At 70.1% G+C, this 251-nt stretch carries 1 protein-coding gene; it reads right to left on the reverse strand.

Translation table 11 applies throughout. The annotated features are described in order from the left end of the window. On the reverse strand, window positions 1–251 hold a 251-nt coding region (gene dctP / locus R0J92_RS25105), incomplete at both ends, for a TRAP transporter substrate-binding protein DctP (RefSeq protein ID WP_411053682.1).

The following is a 251-nucleotide window of genomic DNA, read 5'->3' on the forward strand; positions in this document are numbered from 1 at the left end:
GTTGGCGTAGTCCAACACCTCGTTGAGGTTGGCCGCGGTGATGTTGGGGTAGACCAGCTCGGCCCCGTCGATCGCCCGCTGCTGCAGGCCGGAATAGACGTCGCCGAAGTTCATCGCCGTCGGCTCGGCGCCGAGCGCGCGGATCGACTCCTGCCAGATCGGCGCCGGCGGCGTGCGGATGCGCAGCCCGTCGAGGTCCGCCGGCTCGCGCACCGGCTGGTTGGTGAAGAAGTGGCGGAAGCCCTGCACCC

This window comes from Tritonibacter sp. SIMBA_163, from assembly GCF_046535935.1.
In the GTDB taxonomy this organism is placed as follows: domain Bacteria; phylum Pseudomonadota; class Alphaproteobacteria; order Rhodobacterales; family Rhodobacteraceae; genus Epibacterium; species Epibacterium scottomollicae.